27 protein-coding genes and 2 pseudogenes are annotated in these 19,514 nt (G+C 42.4%); 28 read left to right on the top strand and 1 reads right to left on the bottom strand.

Features of this window, described 5'->3' with window-relative positions:
* Window positions 1-46 precede the first annotated feature (46 nt).
* On the bottom strand, window positions 47-862 hold the full coding sequence (locus JZM30_RS01390; protein WP_252317310.1) for a PrgH/EprH family type III secretion apparatus protein: 816 nt from the start codon (window positions 860-862) through the stop codon (window positions 47-49).
* A 631-nt stretch (window positions 863-1,493) separates the two neighbouring features.
* Here JZM30_RS01390 and JZM30_RS01395 point away from each other — a divergent pair.
* The 28 genes and pseudogenes from JZM30_RS01395 to JZM30_RS24215 all read left to right on the top strand — a co-directional run bounded on the left by JZM30_RS01395 (window position 1,494) and on the right by JZM30_RS24215 (window position 19,415).
* On the top strand, window positions 1,494-1,940 hold the full coding sequence (locus tag JZM30_RS01395) for a hypothetical protein (protein ID WP_252317311.1): 447 nt from the start codon (window positions 1,494-1,496) through the stop codon (window positions 1,938-1,940).
* Window positions 1,924-2,421 carry a helix-turn-helix domain-containing protein gene (locus JZM30_RS23755; protein ID WP_252317312.1) on the top strand — a complete coding sequence of 166 codons (498 nt, stop codon included), beginning with the start codon at window positions 1,924-1,926 and terminating at the stop codon, window positions 2,419-2,421. The genes JZM30_RS01395 and JZM30_RS23755 overlap by 17 nt, the downstream gene beginning before the upstream one ends.
* Window positions 2,414-4,196, top strand: a pseudogene (sctC, locus tag JZM30_RS01405) (type III secretion system outer membrane ring subunit SctC). The gene JZM30_RS23755 and the pseudogene sctC overlap by 8 nt, the downstream one beginning before the upstream one ends.
* Window positions 4,197-4,439, top strand: a complete 243-nt coding sequence (locus JZM30_RS01410) for a hypothetical protein (protein WP_252317313.1) — start codon at window positions 4,197-4,199, stop codon at window positions 4,437-4,439.
* A 27-nt stretch (window positions 4,440-4,466) separates the two neighbouring features.
* Window positions 4,467-5,039: an HrpJ domain-containing protein gene (locus JZM30_RS01415; protein WP_252317314.1), complete on the top strand. Its 573-nt coding sequence runs from the start codon at window positions 4,467-4,469 to the stop codon at window positions 5,037-5,039.
* Window positions 5,040-5,337: 298 nt separating this feature from the next.
* Entirely contained in the window at window positions 5,338-7,389 is a 2,052-nt protein-coding gene (locus JZM30_RS01420) for an EscV/YscV/HrcV family type III secretion system export apparatus protein (protein ID WP_252317961.1), read from the top strand.
* Window positions 7,390-7,399: 10 nt separating this feature from the next.
* Window positions 7,400-7,645: an InvB/SpaK family type III secretion system chaperone gene (locus JZM30_RS01425; RefSeq protein ID WP_252317315.1), complete on the top strand. Its 246-nt coding sequence runs from the start codon at window positions 7,400-7,402 to the stop codon at window positions 7,643-7,645.
* A 178-nt stretch (window positions 7,646-7,823) separates the two neighbouring features.
* Window positions 7,824-9,120, top strand: a pseudogene (gene sctN / locus JZM30_RS01430) (type III secretion system ATPase SctN).
* A gap of 74 nt (window positions 9,121-9,194) precedes the next feature.
* Window positions 9,195-9,563 carry a SpaM family type III secretion system protein gene (locus tag JZM30_RS01435; protein ID WP_438801456.1) on the top strand — a complete coding sequence of 123 codons (369 nt, stop codon included), beginning with the start codon at window positions 9,195-9,197 and terminating at the stop codon, window positions 9,561-9,563.
* Window positions 9,544-9,822 (top strand): hypothetical protein, encoded by a 279-nt coding sequence (locus tag JZM30_RS01440; RefSeq protein ID WP_252317317.1) that lies wholly within the window; start codon window positions 9,544-9,546, stop codon window positions 9,820-9,822. The genes JZM30_RS01435 and JZM30_RS01440 overlap by 20 nt, the downstream gene beginning before the upstream one ends.
* A gap of 118 nt (window positions 9,823-9,940) precedes the next feature.
* On the top strand, window positions 9,941-10,120 hold the full coding sequence (locus JZM30_RS01445) for a hypothetical protein (RefSeq protein WP_252317318.1): 180 nt from the start codon (window positions 9,941-9,943) through the stop codon (window positions 10,118-10,120).
* 15 nt (window positions 10,121-10,135) lie between these two features.
* A complete protein-coding gene (locus tag JZM30_RS01450; protein WP_252317319.1) occupies window positions 10,136-10,459 on the top strand; it encodes a SpaN/EivJ family type III secretion system needle length determinant in 324 nt (107 codons plus the stop codon).
* A complete protein-coding gene (locus JZM30_RS01455) occupies window positions 10,459-11,112 on the top strand; it encodes a hypothetical protein (RefSeq protein WP_252317320.1) in 654 nt (217 codons plus the stop codon). Before JZM30_RS01450 ends, JZM30_RS01455 begins: the two co-directional genes overlap by 1 nt.
* Window positions 11,113-11,136: 24 nt before the next feature.
* The gene (locus tag JZM30_RS24210) at window positions 11,137-11,256 is read left to right on the top strand and encodes a FliM/FliN family flagellar motor switch protein (RefSeq protein WP_367115802.1); all 120 of its coding nucleotides are present in this window, start codon (window positions 11,137-11,139) and stop codon (window positions 11,254-11,256) included.
* Window positions 11,257-11,375: 119 nt separating this feature from the next.
* On the top strand, window positions 11,376-12,041 hold the full coding sequence (locus JZM30_RS01460; RefSeq protein ID WP_252317321.1) for an EscR/YscR/HrcR family type III secretion system export apparatus protein: 666 nt from the start codon (window positions 11,376-11,378) through the stop codon (window positions 12,039-12,041).
* The gene (gene sctS / locus JZM30_RS01465; RefSeq protein ID WP_252317322.1) at window positions 12,038-12,292 is read left to right on the top strand and encodes a type III secretion system export apparatus subunit SctS; all 255 of its coding nucleotides are present in this window, start codon (window positions 12,038-12,040) and stop codon (window positions 12,290-12,292) included. The genes JZM30_RS01460 and sctS overlap by 4 nt, the downstream gene beginning before the upstream one ends.
* Before the next feature lie 262 nt (window positions 12,293-12,554).
* Window positions 12,555-13,070, top strand: a complete 516-nt coding sequence (sctT, locus tag JZM30_RS01470) for a type III secretion system export apparatus subunit SctT (RefSeq protein WP_438801457.1) — start codon at window positions 12,555-12,557, stop codon at window positions 13,068-13,070.
* A 58-nt stretch (window positions 13,071-13,128) separates the two neighbouring features.
* Window positions 13,129-14,226: an EscU/YscU/HrcU family type III secretion system export apparatus switch protein gene (locus JZM30_RS01475; RefSeq protein ID WP_252317323.1), complete on the top strand. Its 1,098-nt coding sequence runs from the start codon at window positions 13,129-13,131 to the stop codon at window positions 14,224-14,226.
* A gap of 131 nt (window positions 14,227-14,357) precedes the next feature.
* Window positions 14,358-14,912: a type III secretion system translocator chaperone SicA gene (gene sicA / locus JZM30_RS01480; RefSeq protein WP_438801458.1), complete on the top strand. Its 555-nt coding sequence runs from the start codon at window positions 14,358-14,360 to the stop codon at window positions 14,910-14,912.
* Window positions 14,912-15,658, top strand: a complete 747-nt coding sequence (locus JZM30_RS01485; protein WP_252317324.1) for a hypothetical protein — start codon at window positions 14,912-14,914, stop codon at window positions 15,656-15,658. The genes sicA and JZM30_RS01485 overlap by 1 nt, the downstream gene beginning before the upstream one ends.
* 16 nt (window positions 15,659-15,674) lie before the next feature.
* Window positions 15,675-16,043 carry a hypothetical protein gene (locus JZM30_RS01490; RefSeq protein ID WP_252317325.1) on the top strand — a complete coding sequence of 123 codons (369 nt, stop codon included), beginning with the start codon at window positions 15,675-15,677 and terminating at the stop codon, window positions 16,041-16,043.
* Entirely contained in the window at window positions 16,019-16,153 is a 135-nt protein-coding gene (locus JZM30_RS01495) for a type III secretion system translocon subunit SseC family protein (RefSeq protein WP_252317326.1), read from the top strand. The genes JZM30_RS01490 and JZM30_RS01495 overlap by 25 nt, the downstream gene beginning before the upstream one ends.
* Window positions 16,113-16,577: a type III secretion system translocon subunit SseC family protein gene (gene sctE / locus JZM30_RS01500; protein WP_252317327.1), complete on the top strand. Its 465-nt coding sequence runs from the start codon at window positions 16,113-16,115 to the stop codon at window positions 16,575-16,577. The genes JZM30_RS01495 and sctE overlap by 41 nt, the downstream gene beginning before the upstream one ends.
* 39 nt (window positions 16,578-16,616) lie before the next feature.
* Window positions 16,617-16,850: a hypothetical protein gene (locus JZM30_RS01505; protein ID WP_252317328.1), complete on the top strand. Its 234-nt coding sequence runs from the start codon at window positions 16,617-16,619 to the stop codon at window positions 16,848-16,850.
* A 64-nt stretch (window positions 16,851-16,914) separates the two neighbouring features.
* Window positions 16,915-17,592, top strand: a complete 678-nt coding sequence (locus tag JZM30_RS01510; protein ID WP_252317329.1) for a hypothetical protein — start codon at window positions 16,915-16,917, stop codon at window positions 17,590-17,592.
* Window positions 17,593-17,609: 17 nt separating this feature from the next.
* Entirely contained in the window at window positions 17,610-18,152 is a 543-nt protein-coding gene (locus tag JZM30_RS01515; protein ID WP_252317330.1) for a hypothetical protein, read from the top strand.
* A 70-nt stretch (window positions 18,153-18,222) separates the two neighbouring features.
* Window positions 18,223-19,269: an IpaD/SipD/SspD family type III secretion system needle tip protein gene (locus JZM30_RS01520; RefSeq protein ID WP_252317331.1), complete on the top strand. Its 1,047-nt coding sequence runs from the start codon at window positions 18,223-18,225 to the stop codon at window positions 19,267-19,269.
* A complete protein-coding gene (locus tag JZM30_RS24215; RefSeq protein WP_367115803.1) occupies window positions 19,188-19,415 on the top strand; it encodes an IpaD/SipD/SspD family type III secretion system needle tip protein in 228 nt (75 codons plus the stop codon). Before JZM30_RS01520 ends, JZM30_RS24215 begins: the two co-directional genes overlap by 82 nt.
* Window positions 19,416-19,514 lie beyond the last annotated feature (99 nt).

Consider the following 19,514-nt stretch of genomic DNA (forward strand, 5'->3'; position numbering starts at 1 on the left):
TTATCAAGTTTTCTGTAGGTATACAGTTGAGGAAATTCAGGCAGTGTCAAATCCAACTGTAAAACAGGAAAGCCCTTATTATGCAATTTTTTATCACTTCCTTTCGTGTTCTTGCTGTCCATATAGGGATGACTTTATTGGTTTCATTAAGTTTGTAAAGAACATCATGTAACCAAGTGATTTCTTGATATCCCTCGCCAAAAACATAAATTCCACTGTTGGATTTAATTATCTTCAGTGGTGCGGGTGACCCAACGAGGATTGTATTAAGTGAAGCTACCTGACTGGATTGCTGCCAATAATTATACCAAGCGATATAAATAAAAAATAGTGTCAGCACAACCAAAAAACGCGAATACTTTTTGATTTTTTTATTATGGTTTATTTCTAATGATGTCTCAGGACAAGAGGGTGTTTTGTTCCCCTTGATCCAATTGTAATTGGAAATTTCATCGGACCGTTCATCATAATGTTTTTTAAGGGCAAGTCGAATGTTTCCGTGTTGAAAGAAAACATTCTCTTCGATGAGCGCTGTTTGTGCGTTGTCTGGTCCCAGTATATCAACCAGATATCCATGTTTCCCATCAATTTCTAATTTCTCTGCCAAAGAGATTCGAAGATTGTCTGAGTTGACCTCGCAAGGTATGTATAAGGTTTTACAAGCAAAAGAAGCCATGTTTGTAACGCCTTCATGTATATCATCACCCGTGTTGCTCTGCTTTATTTGAGGGTGAATGTTGAAGAAGTAGTTATCCGCAGGCAGGTTTAACTCACAACCAAACATAGGGCCAAAAAGGATTTTTAGGGTGAAGGTTTCTCTATTTCCTGCATTATCATCAATGTAAATGTATCTATCATCCATATGGCCACCCTAAATAGTTTGTTCCTTTAAAATGAGTGGCAATTCTTGGCGTCGCCCTACTCTTAATAATTAATAATGAAGTTATGTATGATTACAATGATGTTTTTAGGTGAGCCATGACACCCACTCTCACATTTACTGATACGGTTAGATATATCATTTAGCAAAGTATAATTATAACGTTCTGTAAAGATCCGGGTGAAAAAACATAGAGGCATAGAAACATGATAGCGGCCTAATTGAATATGGCAATGATGTGGCGTTGAGTTTTTTTGATTTTTTTATTTGTTGTTATGTTTTGCATTGTTGATTTGGTTATTTTATGCTTTTGAAGTAAAGAGGGGGTGGGTGATTTATTTTTTATTTAATATCAAACAGTTGCTGTGTGATTTAATATATTTTATAAAAAATAACATCTCGTGATTTTAAAGTTAACGTGTATTCTTTGGTAGCTCAGTTAAATGTAATTATGATATTTACTTGATATATAATATCTTGATTAATTTATTTTTACATTTGTTGATTTGTCTTGACCTCTAGTTTTTAAGTGAATATTCTGGCCCTACACATCGCACAGATATCTATCGTGGGCTCGCTATTATTCTAGGGCGTATGAGCTGCGCAGTTCAGTATGGCTGACGCAATTTTCTATAAATGTCATGCTAATTATACAGAGGTCACTATGTCTAGAGAGCTTCAGAATAAGAGTATTGCCACTAATACAAGCTTCCAAAATTGTAAATACACTCCTGGTTATAATGCAATGATTGAAGATTCAGTTATCACGGATGAGACCTTTAAGGTTAATGACTCATTATTCTTTATCAGGCCATTAACCCCAGAGTCGACATTCACCTTTTCAATAATGAATAGTCGGGAACGCGTCACCTTCACGGGAGATCAGTCTGCGGTATTGGTGTCAAACAGTGCTATTGAGTTATCACTTCATGGCAAATGGCTGGTAGGACGATCGTTGATTACCCAGTTGGCGACCTTTTTAGCCTTCACTGAATATAGGTTTAAAGAGTCCTCTCGACTATGTGGGGGGGGGGGCGAATGCCGTGCCTTTACAACATAAAGTCCTCTTCGAAACAGAAAAAATCTTCTGCGCAGTCATTGATAACGCACAAATGAGTTTTATGGATTTGGTTTTTTGTCGTGACTTTATCAGCGACACAGATGTTATCAATAAACTGTGCCATTTCATTCGCGGTATTGAGAGCTACTGGGTTGCTCAGTTTTTGCTGGATCAAGTTCTTGATAACAGTAAAAGCATGAAGTCACATAAGCTGTATAATTCCTATAAAGAATATGGTGTCTCAGAATCTTATTTCAGAAAGCTTTGTTATAACGCTTTTACCTGTGGACCGAAAAAACAGCTCAGAATGTGGCGAGCTGCATACAATGCGTTGCAACTGATTGAGAATGATGAGTCGATTGCGACCGTGGCCTGGAATAACGGCTATGCATCGTCGTCCCATTTCCCCACAGAAATCAAAACGCTTTTTGGTATAACTCCTCGGGAATTCAAGAATTTGGAAGGCTTTCTGAATGAATAGAATAGGTAAAATGGATTTTTATCTACTAGGGGTTGTTATAGGAATCAGCATGGTTTTTCCTGTATCGGGTGCGTTACCGATAGAGAGCATGACACCACATGATACAATAAACAGCAGGGACGCTTTTTCAGCTGATAATACTACGACTTATGTTGCTAATAATAGTGTGCAGCAACTTTTTTATGTGCTTGGTGGCGTATTAAAAAAACCTGTTATTGTCAGCGCAGAAGCTGCTAAAAAACGCATTTCAGGTAATTTTGATTTGACCAACCCACGTCAATTATTAAATGTGTTATCAAGCCGGATAGCCTTAATCTGGTATGACGATGGCAGTTCGATTTATGTTTACGATGTCAATGAGATGCAGAGTCGTGTCATTAAATTGGCCTATGCTTCATTCAATCGTCTTGAGGCCTATTTACAATCGACGGGATTATATGACGACCGTTTTCCACCCCGATCTCACAGTGGTCCTGGTTAGTTTTATTTGTCGGGGCCGCCAGTTTATGTTGATCTCGTAGCCGCAGCAGCAAAGTATATTGATAGTACTTACTCTCAGCCAGGTGCAGGAGAGAATGTTATCAAGGTAATCAAGTTGAAAAATACCTTTGTTAACGATCGGGAATTTTCACTGCGAGATACACCAATAACTATTCCTAGTGTGGCTACAGTACTCAATAAATTGCTTAACAACAGAAGGAATTATAATAGTGCGAATATAATTCTATCCGGTGAACCCGATGCCGTTGAAAATGATATGCGCTATACCCAAGGGGGGTATGTTCGCCAAATGAGAAATCTACTCCCGTTATCAGGGGGTAATTATGGCCAGCGAGCCCGCCAGTATGAGGTCTACAGCGACGTAGAAGGTAATGCAATAAATATTGTGGCGTATACCGATACTAATAGCTTACTGATCCAGGGGAGTGAAAAACAGGTCGCTTTTGTGGACGATCTTATTCGTGCTATAGATATTGCCAAACAGCAAATCCAACTCTCTTTATGGATTATCGACATCTCGAAAAATGATGTAGAAACCTTAGGGGTTGTTTGGCAAGGTCAGGCAAGTATAGGAAATGTTGGTATTAACTTTAATGGTGCTACAAGTGCATTGAATCCAGCAAGCAGTATGAATTTTCTTACAAAAGTCACTGCGCTGGTTGAGAAGGGAAATGCACAAGTCGTTTCCCGGCCAGAGCTTCTTACTCAGGAAAATGTCCCTGCGTTGTTTGATAATAATAGTAGTTTCTACACCCGGTTATTGGGAGAACGTTATTCATTATTAGAGAAAGTGACATTTGGCACGATGATCAGTGTTATTCCTCGTTTAGGAAAACAAAGTCAGGAAATTGAGATGATACTCAATATCCAAGATGGAAAAATACCGCTGGCTAATGGTGTCATGGAGAGTATTGACACGTTGCCTGTTGTGAACAATACGCAAATCAGCACCACAGCCCGTGTTCCGATGGGCTACAGTCTGTTAATTGGTGTTTATAGTCGCGAGCAGGATGAGTTGCGAAGTGCTGGTATTCCATTGCTAAAAGATATCCCACTAGTGGGATAGCTGTTTGATTACACCTATACCAGCCATAGAAACATGGTACGGCTGTTTCTTATTCATCCCACGCTTGTTAGCTTATGGCGAAACCTGGCAAGGGCGCTGGGAGAATAACCCGGTACTGGGTCGAAATCTTTCCGGTAAGGATACAGCAACATTGCAGTCAACGGTCACCATGTTGCGGCAATTTATGAACAAACGGCAAGGCATGTAGATGGCGATACCTCCGCTTGGACGAGCAAGCCTCCTGCGAATGGATTTTCGGGAGGAAGACAACAAGTCAAAGGTGTCTGTCACCAGTGAGGAGAGTGAGCACCAGCCAGTAAAGAATCTGCAAGAGCAGATCAGTAATGCAGCCGAAGAATTTGCTGATGTGCTGAGTACATTTGGTCGTTTTAGACGAATGGGCCGCAGGAACGACAATATTGAGAATGACTTTCTTTCTTCCATGTTGTAAGAGAAGGCTGACGAAAAGCACGATGCCTTGATTAAGCAAGTGTCCAGATTGTCCTTGAACAGAGATGGGCTGTTAAAATATGGCAGAAGCCTCTTCCCTAATGACAGTGACCTAATGCTGGCATTACGTGAGCTTATGCTTAATCGTCAACTTTCTGCGTTACAAAAGAAGAGAATAAAAGAGGCGATGGCCGAGCTCGAAAAGTTCTCGGATTGCCCGAAAATGCGTTCCGGCATAAATATTGGCCGCCTTGTAAAGCGTTTTAGCAGCATGGAAGGTCAAGAGAGCTTATCTGCTGGGGACTTACGCGACTGTTACTTGAGTTTTTTAGAATTAGACCTGCCAGGCAGCTTTATCTATCAGGACTGGATAGAACAATACGGATGTCATAACCGGCAGCGTTTATTAGCTTTTACCATGAATGCGCTTATTGCCGATATGAAATCAAGTGAGCCAGGTATCCATTTTGATGAGTTTGGTCCGTTAAGCGATCGGTTATCTGATGCCAGAACTATTCATACTTTGGATTTACTGTTGAATGAACGATTTTCTACGCTGCCGTTTCGTGAGAGTTTAAAAAATGAAATAAAAAATGGATGAAAGTGATATAGTCATACTTTACCTTAATGGCATTGTCGCAAGTCATCAATTTGAAAATTTGCTTTATAATTTTAACCATGATTTTATGCGGCGTTTACTGTTAACGCAACGTGCAGCAGTGATTCAGCTAGCCAGAAAGAATGTACATTGACCCGGAGTGTCGGCAATACCTATTGAATTTTATTTCTTCGCTGCTTACCTCTTTTCATGATAAAGAGCGTCGAAAAGGTCCGTGGTCTGATTACTACACCTGATGTAAAGCATAACTACTTTGATATAGACATGACATTGAAATATGATGCTACAGAACTTTATTCTACAAATTAGAAACCGCCCTGAACTCATTATCTTGGTGATAATGATTCTTGTCGTCGTGATGCTAATTATCCCTTTGCCTACGTATGTGGTCGATTTTCTTATTGGTTTTAATTTAACAATGGCATTGATGATATTTTTAGGATCGTTTTACATTAATAGGATTCTCGATTTCGCATCGTTTCCTGCCATTTTATTAATCAGTACCATTTTTCGATTGGCGATATCCATCAGTACGAGTCGTTTAGTGTTGATGGATGCCGATGCTGGGGACATTATTGCCAGTTTCGGGGAATTTGTGATTGCCGACAACCTCATTGTCGGTTTTGTGATTTTCTTTATCGTCACTATCGTCCAATTTATTGTTATTACTAAAGGTTCTGAACGTATCGCTGAGGTGGCGGCACGTTTTTCTCTTGATGCCATGCCTGGAAAACAAATGAGCGTCGATGCCGATCTCAAAGCCGGAGTGATTGACGAAAATGAAATAAGGCAGCGGCGAGCGGTATTGGAGGCTGAAAGTCAACTTTACGGCGCACTGGATGGTGCGATGAAATTTATCAAAGGTGATGCAATCGCAGGGATCGTCATCATCTTTGTTAACCTGCTGGGCAGCATTTCAGTTGGGATGATGCAACATGGAATGAGTATGTCGACAGCACTTTCAGTCTATACGCTGTTGACGGTAGGTGATGCGTTGGTAGCACAGATACCCGCACTCCTCATTTCTATTAGCGGTGGTTTGATTGTTACGCGTGTAAATAATAGCGAAGATAATAATCTGGGATCTAAAATCATCCGGGACATGTTTTCCAATAAATTTATACTGGTGGTTACCGGCGTTCTTGCCATTGCACTTGGTTTGTTGCCCGGTTTTCCATTATCAGTATTTCTGTTGTTGGCCGCACTGCTGTTTGGGCTCTATATCAAACACCGACGAGAAGAGAAACAACAAGAAGCGGTGGCATCACGTTCAGATCAGAAAGAGAACGACGTTGAAGAGAAAGGGAAACCTGTTGTGATCGACGGTGAGTTTATCCCAGAAACCATTCCTTTAATCGTTACCGTATTTTCTGGACATGAAAAAATAGTAGACCAATATGCATTTTCATCATATTTAAAACGTCACTTTTTTATTGAATACGGTGTTCGTTTACCTGATGTGGTGATGAATTATAAAAAAGACACACCACAAAATACTATAGTCATTTTAATTAATGAGATTGAAGCTGCCAGTTTTCCACTTTTTCCCGGTATGCATAAGATCTTGCTACGTGGCGATGAGTGCCAGGTTTTGGACAGCAATGTTCAGGTCAATGAAATTAATCAAGTAAAGACCTATTGGCTCCCGGAAGATCAATGCAAGAAAGCTCACAGTCTTGAATTTTATACGCGCAGTGCACAGGATGAATTTTACGTCTGTGCATCGACCCTGCTGGCGAGAAATATTACCGAGTTTTTCGGTATCCAAGAGGCGAAAATACTCCTTGACGATCTTGATAAAAAGTATCCAGAACCACTCAAAGAGTGTTACAGAAATAATACCGTTCAGCGTATTACTGAAGTTTTTCAACGTTTGTTACAAGAGCGTATTTCTATCAGGAACATGAGGTTAATTCTTGAGGCGTTGGTACAGTGGGCCCCGAAAGAAAAGGATCCCATTATGTTAGTGGGGCATGTGCGTGGTGTGTTATCTCGCTATATATCAAACCGTTTTTCTACGGAAGGGAAAATACGTGCATTTGTTATGTCGCATGAGTTGGAAGCGGTGGTACGTAATGGTATCAGGCAAACGTCTAGGGGAACCTTTATCAATTTGCCACCACCAGAAACTGAGCGAATTATGAATTGCTTAGAAAAAAGTATTCATGGCAACGGAGTCAATGCCAGGGATATTATTTTAATGGTGTCTCTTGATATTCGGTGTTTTGTGAAAAAGTTGGTTGAAGAACATTATCCTGAAATGGATGTGCTCTCCTTCGGTGAGATTTCACAAAGCGTGGACATTGACGTTATTGGTTTACTACAAAATTAACGGGTGAATTATGCAATATGATGTTGTTGCGTTGCTAACCGAGATTTTAGCGAAAGTGGGGATGTCAGAGGTTCTTAATAAAGATCTGAATAATCACTCTACGATATCGTTGCATATGAAAGATGATATTCCCACTATCCATATCAAGAGTAATGATGAGGAAATTTGGGTTTGGGCACAGTTAGGTGAAGTCAATCTTTCTACCCTGAGTTATTGCAGCGCCAATCTATTCCCATTGTTATTGGCTCACAATTAAGAAGTCTTTCATGCGGGGCAACCCTGTTTATATCAGATTGATAATAGTTTAGATCTTCGCGCTCAGGTAAAAGAAAAACATTGTGATTCAGCGTCCGCATTTATGGAGATGCTGGATACCTTTTTAACGGTGTTGCAGCAGTATCGCACAGCATTAAATTAATGACGGGAGTGCACCCATGGTCGCGCAAAACTTTGTCCATCTTGCTCACCCTGTAAGAATACAGGGAAATGTCATAGAGGCCTATTTACCTGGCACTTATATTGGCGAGGTGTGTGAGGTGCGGTGCTCCCTTCAGGATTCAACACGAGTATGGATCGCTCAAGTTATTGGTTTTAATCACGAATGTACGCTATTAAGCCTGCTAAATGATAACCAGGGATTTTCTCGTCGCAATGTGCTCTATCCGACGGGTAAACCATTCAAGATTGCGTTAAATGACGGATATTGCTGGCGCTGTTCTTGATGCGATGGGAAATGTTCGCGCTCGACTTGATAACAACGCGTTGCGCGATTCCGGCGTGAAGTACGTGCTGGAGGTGCAGGGAGAACCCAAGTATTTTACCCAGCGCAGGCCTATTGATACGCCACTGGTGACGGGCGTTCGTGCTATTGACGGGTTGCTCACTTGTGGTTTGGGTCAGCGCATGGGTATTTTCGCCTCTGCTGGATGTGGAAAAACATCGCTGATGAGCATGTTGATTGAACATTCCGAGGCGGATATTTATGTTATTGGTCTGATTGGAGAACGTGGGCGTGAAGTTACCGAGTTTATCGAAATGCTGAAGCAATCTCCGCGCAGATCGCAAGTGGTGTTAGTTTACGCCACATCAGACCGATCCTGTATTGAACGTTATAATGCCGCGCAGATAGCGACACGGGTGGCTGAATATTTTAGCGCTAAAGGAAAGCATGTTCTGCTATTTATTGATTCAATAACCCGCTACGCGCGTGCATTGCGTGATACAGCACTCAGCATGGGTGAAATGCCAGCCCGACGCGGTTATCCCGCCTCAGTATTTGAAGCATTACCCAAGTTGTTGGAGCGGCCAGGACGTTTTCAGCACGGTTCAATAACGACCTTCTATACGGTATTGATTGAGAACGAAGAGGAACCGGATGTTATTGGCGATGAAGTTCGCTCTATTCTCGATGGCCATATTTATCTGAGTAAAAGGTTGGCTGCTCAAGCGCATTATTCGGCGATTGATATATTACAAAGTATCAGTCGCGTATTTTTTCATATTACGCAATCAGAGCAACAGCGTGCCACAGCACGTTTTCGAGAATTGCTTTTTCGGCAGCGAGATATGCAACTGTATCTGGACTTGGGGGAATACCAGCCTGGAGAGAATGCTGAAAACGATATAGCTTTGAATAAAAAGGAGTTGATGGAGGTTTTTCTCAAACAGGACATGATGCAGAAAATCGAGATAACAACATGTTTGGATAAACTTTACGCATGCCTGGCGTAAATGAAATGCTTTCTTAGCTTTACTGGAACATAAAAACATCGCGCCGGACATGATAAAAAAAGAGTGAAGCGTTATTGGATAAGCTTTGTTCCGCCATTGCCGAATGCCATAGGGAGCATGAAGCAATAAGTATGAAGATTGCTCAGTTGATGTCGCCAGGGGTGCTTAGTCGCAGTGAAATGTATCAACGCATCCGGCAGCAGGGGGTATTGATGAGTAATCAGCAAGATATTGCTCAGCGCATTATTGATTTGCAGAGTGATGCTGATATCGAGAAACAAAAAATTGAACAATGTCAGAGCGTGATAATGGGGTGTGAAAAAAGACACCGCAATATTGCACGCTATCTTCAATGTGTGCAACGTAATCAACTTCAACGTGCAGATACCAATACTGAAAATGATATTGAGGAGAGAGTGAGTTATGGAGATAAAAACGGGTGAAGCATCAATCAAAACCCAGACTTCATCAGAAACCGACTCTGAAAGTGAAATATCCCTTGAGAAAATAGCAGAGAAAAAGAAAAACAAGGAAACACAACATTCAGAGACGATTATGTATTTTCATTATTACACTGAAATTCTGTATGGCAAGCCGTTGAGCTTGAAGCAGAGCGGCGCGCCAGTGCAAGAAAAAGGCAAAAAAAATGTGTTACACGATCAGGAAATGCATCGGCGTGATTTGCCGTTTCACCCTCTATAGCGTATCACGCTACAGCACATGATGTGGGCCCGTCGCAGTCAATAACACAACATTACAAGCCACGGGGCAATTCGGCGTCATTCCCTACTTTGAGCAACGGGGCAGCAAGGTGCCTGATATGACTGAGTCTGTCACGGTATTTGACACACCCTCTGCTGTCGATGTGCAACCCCTAGTGGAATCTGTGCTTGTTGTTGGCCCTGCGCATGACACCAGAGGGCAATACAGCGCGTTCCGTTCGCCAGTCAATGCCAAAGCCAATACCCAAGTCAATACCCAAGCTAATGTACACCATTAGCAGCGGAATGAGCCCATGAGCACACCCTTTAGCACGATTACACAGCGAGAAAGGTTGAATGCACTGCGCCTTGGCGACGCTAGAGACGATAAAACGGTGCAGATCAGTTACCAATTCCAGCGTTGGTTTGGCGAACACTCTGTCAAGGTGTCGCTACAGCGTGACAGCCTGTTTGAAAGCGCAATAGTTCTGCAACCGTCCGATGTGCGCGCCTCCGAAGCGTTAGCCCGGCAACTTGATCACTGGCCAAAGCAGGCTCCGCACATACTACTTCCCGATAACGCGGGAGATGAACAGCAGCAAGGGCAGCAGCAGAGAGAACAGGAAGAGGAACAATAATGAATGTGCGGGAACGGTTGCGTCGAAGTACCCGGCTAGTCAATGTCACCAGGGAAACAGCCCTGCCTATTCCGGGCAGTGAAATCGCGCTACCCAGTCCTTTGCGTCGTTACCTCAGCCTCGATCTGGAGGATGAGGAACAGAATTGTGCTCAGGCATGGGTTGATGCCGATGAGTGGGCTGCGGCAAGCGGGTGTGAACTGCCTGGTATTGCGTGGGAACAGGTGCCGCTTGGCTATCTTTCCCGCTGGCTGTGCCATCACCAGCCTGATTGGTGGGTGGCAAATAAACGGTGGGTAATTCAACAGGTCGCTATTCCAGCAAAATCGTTGCCAGATTCTCTGGCGCGTGTACCTGCCAGCCCATGTTCATTGCTGTGCTGTGACTGGCCGGAGAATCAAGACCAGACGCTATTGATTTCCCGTCCCTGGCTTGAGCATCTTCCCTTTACTCTGCGCTATGTGTTGGGCAGTACTCGCTTGCCACTGGCACAACTGGTGACGATGGTCAAAGGCGATGTGATGCGTATTGAACACTACGATCCCATGCTGCTTATTGAACATTGTCCAATTGCACATTTTTGTTTAACTCAGGACTTGGAGGTTTTTATGGAGGAGTTTTACATTGCAGATTCAGACGATGCACTACGATAAGAAGATGAAATAACATTTGAATGGATGAATTTGCCCATCAATATTGAGTTTGTATTAGATAGTGTGTCGCTCACGGTCGGCGAATTGGATGATTTACAGCCAGGTGCGCAGTTACCGTTAAATAGCAATGCGGAAAAAAATTAGAATTTATCTGAATCGCAAGCTATTTGCGCGCGGTGAGTTAGTTGTACTGGATGACGGCTCATTAGCTATAGAGGTAAATAGTATGAATGGCGCGGTAACAGGGCAAGCGGACGCAATATATGCTGAGTAATGACGTTTCATTAATTATACTGCTTTCATTCTTTACATTGTTACCTTTTATTATTGCCGGTGGAACCTGTTTTATAAAATTCTCTATCGTACTTATCATGGTTCGTAACGCGTTGGGGATTCAGCAAGTGCCATCAACGTTAACACTGAATGGCATAGCATTGATCATGACCGCCTTTGTTATGATGCCAGTAACCCAGAACATGCTTAAATTCGTTGAGCAAAATAATATCAATTTCAATGATATGCAGTCAGTTAGTTTGTTTATGGATAAAGGATTAGGTAGCTACGGAAACTATCTGGTGCATTACTCTGACCGCGATCTTATTTATTTTTTCTACAATATCCAGTTGGGTAACAAAGATAATGCCCTTCAATTGGAAGAACATGAAGTGCAGTCATTGCCGTTGATGACGCTGATGCCAGCCTATGCATTGAGCGAAATTCAAAACGCTTTCAAAATTGCATTTTATCTCTACGTGCCATTTGTTGTTATTGATATGGTGGTTTCCAGTATTCTGTTAGCACTCGGGATGATGATGAGCCCCATCACGATCTCTATCCCGATCAAGTTGATTCTATTCGTCGCGATGAATGGCTGGAGCCTGTTAACCAAGGGGTTAATTACCAAATATACAGAACTCATGACATCATGAATAACATCCTCTTTATTGGTAATAATGCATTATTGTTGGTACTTAAGTTAACGGCTGTGCCTATTGCTTTTGCAACAGTAGTCGGGATTGTTGTTGGTTTATTTCAAACAGTAATGCAAATACAGGAGCAAACGTTACCTTTCGGGGTGAAGTTATTGGCCGTATTTGCCAGTTTATTCATGCTGATTGATTGGTTCTCGGCAGAGATGCTCTATTTCTCATACCAAGTGTTTTCAATGGCTTTTCAGTGAGAAATAAAATTATGTTGTTCACTAATCTTTATCTGTATTTTCAACATAATGTCATGATTTTAATGCTTGCCTATGCCCGCATGGCTATTGTTTTTTATATGTTGCCCATTTTAGGGGAGCGGATATTGGCGAATCTTATCGTAAAGAACACAGCGATATTTCTTGTGATTATCGGCTTATGGCCATGCGTTGAGGCGAGTCCCGTTACTCTGATCTGGGGGGAGGAATAGTACTGGTAAAAGAACTTGTTGTTGGCCTGGTTTTGGCAGTAACGCTTTGCTTGCCTTTTTGGATTGTGATGGCGCTAGGGGAGCTTATCGATAACCAACGCGGCGCGACGATAAGTGATAGCATCGATCCAGTGCACGGTGTTCAAGGTTCCATTCTCTCTGGCTTTTTCAATTTTGCCTTTGGTGCGATGTTTTTTGCTCAAGGCGGTATGCGTTCGCTGGTTGACGTATTGGCAGCAAGTTACCGGGTATTGCCCAAAGGAAGTGAGTTGAGTGAGATGAACATTAACGAAACCGGCCAGCTATTGTTGATGTTAATGCAAGGTAGCATCATGCTGGCGGCACCGGTACTCATTGTCATGATGTTGTCAGAAGTATTGTTAGGTGTTTTTTCACGTTATTGCCCGCAGCTTAATCCGTTTTCACTCTCACTGACCATCAAAAGCGTCATCGCTTTTTCTGTCTTCTTGCTCTATGGCTTCAATTCATTTACTGAAAAACCATTACCTCTTTTTTCTTTACAGGCGTTTCAACGCTTTTTTATTTGACGTCAGGGAGAAAGCGGTATGACTGAGAAAACAGAAAAACCGACAGAAAAGAAAAGGCGTGATTCAGCAAAAAAAAAGACAGACCTTTCGCAGCCGGGATCTTGTTGCAACGGTGGTATTAATTCCAGGTGTTTTTTTCTTGGGAAGCAGTATGGATTTTGGCCCGCTGATCGAACTCTACAGTATTGCCTTGTTATATAATAATAAGATGACGGTTATCTCGTATAGTACTCAATTGGTTCTGATTTTATTGCAGATGTGCTTGCCTTTTATCATTCTGTGTGTTGTTGGGTTTGCTACAACATTATTGCAAACTAAATTTACAATAGCTTCTGAAGCTTTACGTTTAAATCTCAAAGCACTCAACCCAATTGAAGGGTTTAAACGGATATTTAGCCTTAGGACCGCTAAAGATTTTGTGAAATCGTTTTTGTACCTGGGCGTATTGTTTGGAACTTGTTATACCATTATCGTTAACGAATTGAAAAACATACTTTCAGTTTATCATGGCACCCTTATGCAATTAATTCCCTATTGGGTATACGTCACAATAAAAAGTATATTGTTTTTTATCCTTTGGTCGTTGCTGGTTTTGTTGGCGGAATTCATTGTTGAGTACTTTCTCTATATCAGAGAGATGAAGATGGATAAGCATGAGGTAAAACAAGAGCGAAAAGAGTTGGATGGTAATCCTGAAATTAAGCAAGCTCGACGTCGCGCACACCATGAAATTCTCTCAGGTGAAGAGCAAACTGCAATCCGAAACTCAGAAGTAGTCATGGCGAATCCAACGCATATTGCAGTCGCTATTTATTTTAATATGGATGTGGCTTATTTGCCGTTTATATCTTTGCGATGCTCAAACATGAAGGCACAGGCGGCAATTGCCTATGCAGAAAAAGAAGGGATACCGGTTGTTCGTGACGTGAAGTTGGCAAGGAAACTTTATAGTAGCTACACTGCATATAGCTTTATTTCAATAAATGATGATGCGCTTATGGCTGTTATGGATATATTGATATGGCTGCGCCGTGTTGAGCTTGAAGAATTGGATGCATTTGAGGGGAATAATGATAGTGATGAGTTTGATGGCGAGGTTTCTCAAGAATCGCCATTGGAAGATTCTGGAGGGGAATTATGTGATAAGAAACAATAGTACGTTTTTTTGTACCCGTGCTTCATTAGGGAACAGTATGATAGTACTTGTATTCATTACTATCTGCATTCTCGGTGAATTGTCGTTGTATTAACATTTTTCCATTTTATAAATAATATGGAAGGTCCAAAATGAGCTTTAAAAAGGTAATGGATGCTAAAAATGAATTGTGTGATGAGGTTGAGGAAACCTTGCTCAAAAATTATTCAGAGCAACTCATGGATGCCGTTCATAATGGTGCAACGTTAAAAGATGTTCATGGCGTATCTAATGAAACAATGAGTGATGTTTATAAGCTTGCTTATGACTTTTACCATATGGGAAAGTTAGATGACGCTGAATCCCTTTTTCGCTTTTTATGTATCTACGATTTTTATAACCCAGAATATGCAATGGGGTTGGCTGCGGTTTATCAACTCAAAAAGAATTATTCGAAAATCATTGATTTTTATGCGTTATTATATTCGCCGTCAGAAAATGACTATCGACCTATGCTCTACGCTGGGCAGTGCAACCTGATGCTTTGTCGCTCGGTTCAGGCGAGTAAGTGTTTTGATATTGTCACTGAAAAATGCAGCAACGTAAGTTTGACAGAGAAGGCACGGGCTTATTTGGCCGCCTTAAAAGACATGGATGCTAACGAAGAAAATGGATCTCAAAAAGAGGATGCTAATAGGGAGGAATAATGAACATAGCTATTGATGGTTTTTCTGCGGCATTTGCATTCTCTGGCGGCGGTGACCTTGAAACTCATCGCACTGAATTAATAAAACAGAGCACAGCTATCAAGCGTTTTGGTGAGGCGGGGCTGAGTGAGCATCCGCAACGAGATTCTGTTGCAGTGGCGATGAAACTGTTACGGCCAGAGCAACTGGATGCCATTTTGCAAAATACCACTAACGCATTGCAGGGAAACGCTGCTCAGATCCGGACACCACAAGATGCCAATAAACCGCAATTGGCATCCGAGCCTTTTGCTTTATCTCCATTATCTCCATTGTCCCAAATCGCATCGGGCGTAGACAATCCTGAGGCTTCGCTGACCGCATCTGCTCGTATGACGAGCTTGTTAGGCAAAATAAATCAGCTGACAGGCGATGTGACACTACAGAAAATGGTTGATCAACTGAAAATTTACAATGCGCAATTAGAGGGACATTCTCAGACATACCGTGCGCTCGCCGATGAATTAGAGAAGCATGCTCAACAATGGGCCGATGACAGTGATGTGTTGATGCAGGTGCAGAAACTGGTTGATGGGTTAAAACAGCAGGTTGCCGCTGCGAAGGGCACCTATACCGATGCACAGAAGCAACTGCAGTTTTTGCAAAATCAATCAGGCAGATCAGGAATTACAAGAGAACGGTGCGCTATCCTCAGAGTTAAGCAAGAAAATAGAGGAAGCAAAGCGCGCTGTTACCGAGGCACATAACATCAAAGAGCGGTCTGTGGCCCAGTATGAGGATGCGCTAAAAAACCGACTGGAGTCTACTCGCCTGGCAGAAATTGCCAGTAGATCGATTCTGGAAAACACCAAGCAACAAGCGCAAACCCTGCTGGGGGCAGTACCTGCACAGCAAATTTCCGTTATTGAATACAAGCGGAAACAGCAAAATGAAGATGCAAAAAGTCTCTGTTATTTACTGGCTATCGTTGCTGAACTCATTAATAAAAGCGCCAGTGAGGATTTACAGGCAGGTTCTGCATTGAAGCAAAAACTGGCAGAGGCGGCAGCCAAAGACGCTGAAAAAAAGCGCGCGAATATGAGATTGAGCGGCGTAAAGCAGAAGAGATGCAAAAAACCATGGGCTGTGTAGGTAAAATTCTCGGCTGGGCTATCGCTATTGTCGGTTTCGCAGCGGCTATTTTCACTGTGGGGGACATCATTGGCACTGGCTGCCGTCGGGTTGGCATTGACGGCTGGTGATGCCGTTTACCAAGCGATAACGGGCGAGTCTTTTATACAACAGGCTATGCAACCTATTATGGAAAACATCGTTAAGCCACTAATGGAGTTGCTGGCTAAATATTATTCATTTATTTTGGAAACACTCGGGGTTGATAAAGAAACAGCTGCAATGATAGGTGAAATAATGGGGGCAATTACTGCCGTTGTTCTATTAATTGCAGCAGCAATGGTGGCTGGAAGCCTTATTGGTAAATTGGCAGATAAGTTGTCTTCCACTGCGATTATGCAATCTACCAAGGAGGCAGTAAAAAGGATGTTGCAAAAAATGATGGACAACGCTGTTGGACGATTCATTACGTCATTGGGATCAACAGCTGCGCGTTCGGTCTCTGTTCAGAGTATCAAGAGAGTCAGATTAATTAATATCGTACAGCAATCCTAAAATGTCACAATGACCGCTAATGTTGCAATGCAAACCGGCATGGACATCGTTGTTGCCGTAAATAAAGTGGAGGCAGAAAAGTTACGGGCCAAAATGTTAGAAGATCTGGCATTGCAGAGTATATTAAATGCGCTAATGGACCGAATGGTAGAGAGCTTTACTCAACGCATTGAGGTAGCAAATGCCATTATTGAAAATATGGCTGTCGTGGCGGAAAACCAGATGCAAGCTGGCAAATATATAACCCGAAAAATGCAACATGTTGCGGGGTAGTCCTGTTTATCATTAGGGACTTTCAAAACAGAGATATTTACTTATACGGAGTTGAAAAAATACGATGACGACATTATCACCGGTCGCAACTCAAAACGGGCTGAATGTAAATACGGATAATACTGCTCCCTCCGCGCAGCCTTTTACCCTGCGTTCGCCAGAGGTGCTTTCTTTGGCGGATCTGACCTCTGCTTCCAGAAGTATTGGAGACTCAAATAGCACCTATGCCAATGCACTGCCTGTTGAATTGATGCTACCTGCATCAACCAATAAAGTAATACCTTCAGATACTAAAGCCGAATTGGCGCAAAGACTGATGGATTCCCAGCAAGGAAGAGATATCGATAAAATAGAACAGGTCGTTGCGGGGGCTGCTACCTTGTGCAGCGCACAGCTTCTGTCTGGAGTAGATAATCCGGCAAAGCGCGGTGAAAATGAAAAGGCAGGCAAGACCTCAATGGCAAATACGGTGGAACACACCGCTGAGCGGGGACGTTCACATGCCGTTGTTGATGGGGGGACAGATATTACACCGACAAGTCCTGACGGTTATCGTTATAGTAACGTGATGGGCAATATGGGTATTTTAGATGCGTTTACCAGTATTTTGCAGTCATTAAATCGTCAGGAGGCGCATTTTAATGCATCGGCCGCACAGTGGTCTCATGTTGCAATGGCTTCGGCGAATGCGACTGGGCAGCACCTGGTTCGCTCAGCACAGGAAACCAGACCGGTGCCATAATTTCCGGAGCGTTAAGTATGGGAATACAGAGTGTATCGTCATTCTCAGCGGGAAAATCGTTAAAAGCAGAATCGGCTTCAATAGAAAACAATCTGAAAAGATCCAACCAGCTTAGCGAAAAAGCAGAACAGACGAGAAACCGCCCACAGCACCATATGGATAAATTGGTGAGTGAAGGTATCACTGTCGAGGATGATGTTACCGCGCGTTTGAAGCAAGCGCATTCAAAACTGAACTCAGAAAGTATTACTCTTCGCGATACTCATCAACAAATATCGAATACAACGATGAAAACCCGCATTCAATCTGATGCTATGATGCAAGCCAGTCGCGCGGTTCATGATATTATACAGGGATCGTTCGGCGTTACTGCTGCCGAGCAAAACAAAGATGCTGAAATAATGCGAGCAAATCAAACGGTGAGTGGTGAAGTCGATAATGTTCATCAGCAAACGGCCAAAAAATCCAGTGAGGGTGAATCTGCTTTACGACAAGCGTTACTGGCTATTCTTAATAATAACAATGATGCGGTCTCGGCGGTTGCCAGCAAAATGGCATAATGTATTCGCGTATTCCCTTGCTTTATCCTATTTATATTGAGTCGTTATCTCTTTTATTTCAGGCGAAAAAATGGCTATTTCTAATGTGATTTTAACGGCTTGTACGGCAACATTTCCACGCGTGGATACACACGCTTATACCACAGCAGCGCATTGGCAGGGCACACCTGATGTCTCTGATGCTTATTCGCTGCAATATGTGAAAACTATTTTGCTATTTCTGATTACTGACAATAAGGAGGGGGATAGGCCAATTCAATGGCCAATATCATTTTGTGAAATGCATGAGAAAATGCTCAGTATTGAGCAGTTGCTTACCCGTTTCAATATGAATTCCCATCTGGTATCGGGCGATAAATTATTACGGTACGTTGACGAAATCCGTCGTTCGCAACAAAATACGGAATTATCGGGAGAAAGTCCCGATGACATAAGAGCGCAGTTGACGGCGTTACAGTGCGCAATTCAGACGCAGCTTAACAAGATTCAACAGCAGATTCGTGACGATAAATTAAAGAATAAAGCAGCAGTGGCGAAATCGGAAAACTTGGCTTATCAGGCACAGGCCGCTGTCCCTGATGAGGAACCTGAGCCCACGCTGTATCGTGCCCGAAGAAGCGTCGAAAGTCCAAGTAAACCGTTTACAACGAGTACCAGTTACGCGGATCTCTGGGCGGAAATTACTAAAGTTATCGCAAACGTTAAAACCAACTACGTGGATTTCTATGGCAATTTATTGCAGAAATATACTGAAATGTACGATAAGTATAATAAAACAGTGCAGAAGGTTGCCGCCGACTCAACCCATTCAGGGAAAGAGGCAAATTCAGTAAAATTTGATGAGCCTAATCTCAGAGAATATGGGTATAAAGTTTTTAATAAGTGGATTGAAGACAATAAACTTGGCAGTGTTCCTGACTGGAGTAAGATGAGTAAGGAGCAGAAAGAAGAGATGAAGGCGACGCTCAAACCGGCTTTCAATGTTGATGATTCTAATGGCAAAATCAGCTTTAATATGGATGCCTATAATAGCGTTTGTCAGGCGCGGAAGATGGCAAATATGCTGAAGTTTCGACCACACGCTATCAAGCCTGGCTGGCCAGTTTCAATTCTGTAGGCAGCGCTTTTCAGAGTAACATGCAATCTTTTGCCCAACGATACAGTCAGGCGAACAGCACGTTTGATAATTTAAACAGAGTACTGAGTAGTGTCATCAGTACGCTAGGTGATAGTGCCAGAGATGTTCTAAAAGCACCGTATTAATATTCAATTAGCCTTTTTTAATATCTATGAAATTCAGACTAAAACCCAGTAATGAACTTCCTACACCGTATTATAATTTGATGCGAAGTCCGGTGACGA

Source organism: Candidatus Symbiopectobacterium endolongispinus, assembly GCF_018777385.1.
Classification (GTDB): domain Bacteria; phylum Pseudomonadota; class Gammaproteobacteria; order Enterobacterales; family Enterobacteriaceae; genus Symbiopectobacterium; species Symbiopectobacterium endolongispinus.

Bases quoted from the DNA above. Each gene is read 5' to 3' on its own strand.
- sctS (WP_252317322.1), top strand. From the start codon at position 12,038: ATGAATAACATCCTCTTTATTGGTAATAATGCATTATTGTTGGTACTT.
- JZM30_RS01440 (WP_252317317.1), top strand. From the start codon at position 9,544: ATGGAGATAAAAACGGGTGAAGCATCAATCAAAACCCAGACTTCATCA.
- JZM30_RS01505 (WP_252317328.1), top strand. From the start codon at position 16,617: ATGGACATCGTTGTTGCCGTAAATAAAGTGGAGGCAGAAAAGTTACGG.
- JZM30_RS01460 (WP_252317321.1), top strand. From the start codon at position 11,376: ATGCTGAGTAATGACGTTTCATTAATTATACTGCTTTCATTCTTTACA.
- JZM30_RS01395 (WP_252317311.1), top strand. From the start codon at position 1,494: ATGGCTGACGCAATTTTCTATAAATGTCATGCTAATTATACAGAGGTC.
- JZM30_RS01410 (WP_252317313.1), top strand. From the start codon at position 4,197: ATGGCGATACCTCCGCTTGGACGAGCAAGCCTCCTGCGAATGGATTTT.
- JZM30_RS01450 (WP_252317319.1), top strand. From the start codon at position 10,136: ATGAGCACACCCTTTAGCACGATTACACAGCGAGAAAGGTTGAATGCA.
- JZM30_RS01485 (WP_252317324.1), top strand. From the start codon at position 14,912: ATGAACATAGCTATTGATGGTTTTTCTGCGGCATTTGCATTCTCTGGC.
- JZM30_RS01495 (WP_252317326.1), top strand. From the start codon at position 16,019: ATGCAAAAAACCATGGGCTGTGTAGGTAAAATTCTCGGCTGGGCTATC.
- JZM30_RS01445 (WP_252317318.1), top strand. From the start codon at position 9,941: ATGACTGAGTCTGTCACGGTATTTGACACACCCTCTGCTGTCGATGTG.
- JZM30_RS01510 (WP_252317329.1), top strand. From the start codon at position 16,915: ATGACGACATTATCACCGGTCGCAACTCAAAACGGGCTGAATGTAAAT.
- JZM30_RS01455 (WP_252317320.1), top strand. From the start codon at position 10,459: ATGAATGTGCGGGAACGGTTGCGTCGAAGTACCCGGCTAGTCAATGTC.
- JZM30_RS01425 (WP_252317315.1), top strand. From the start codon at position 7,400: ATGCAATATGATGTTGTTGCGTTGCTAACCGAGATTTTAGCGAAAGTG.
- sicA (WP_438801458.1), top strand. From the start codon at position 14,358: ATGAGCTTTAAAAAGGTAATGGATGCTAAAAATGAATTGTGTGATGAG.
- JZM30_RS24210 (WP_367115802.1), top strand. From the start codon at position 11,137: ATGAATTTGCCCATCAATATTGAGTTTGTATTAGATAGTGTGTCGCTC.
- JZM30_RS01515 (WP_252317330.1), top strand. From the start codon at position 17,610: ATGGGAATACAGAGTGTATCGTCATTCTCAGCGGGAAAATCGTTAAAA.
- JZM30_RS01420 (WP_252317961.1), top strand. From the start codon at position 5,338: ATGCTACAGAACTTTATTCTACAAATTAGAAACCGCCCTGAACTCATT.
- JZM30_RS01390 (WP_252317310.1), bottom strand. From the start codon at position 862: ATGGATGATAGATACATTTACATTGATGATAATGCAGGAAATAGAGAA.
- JZM30_RS01520 (WP_252317331.1), top strand. From the start codon at position 18,223: ATGGCTATTTCTAATGTGATTTTAACGGCTTGTACGGCAACATTTCCA.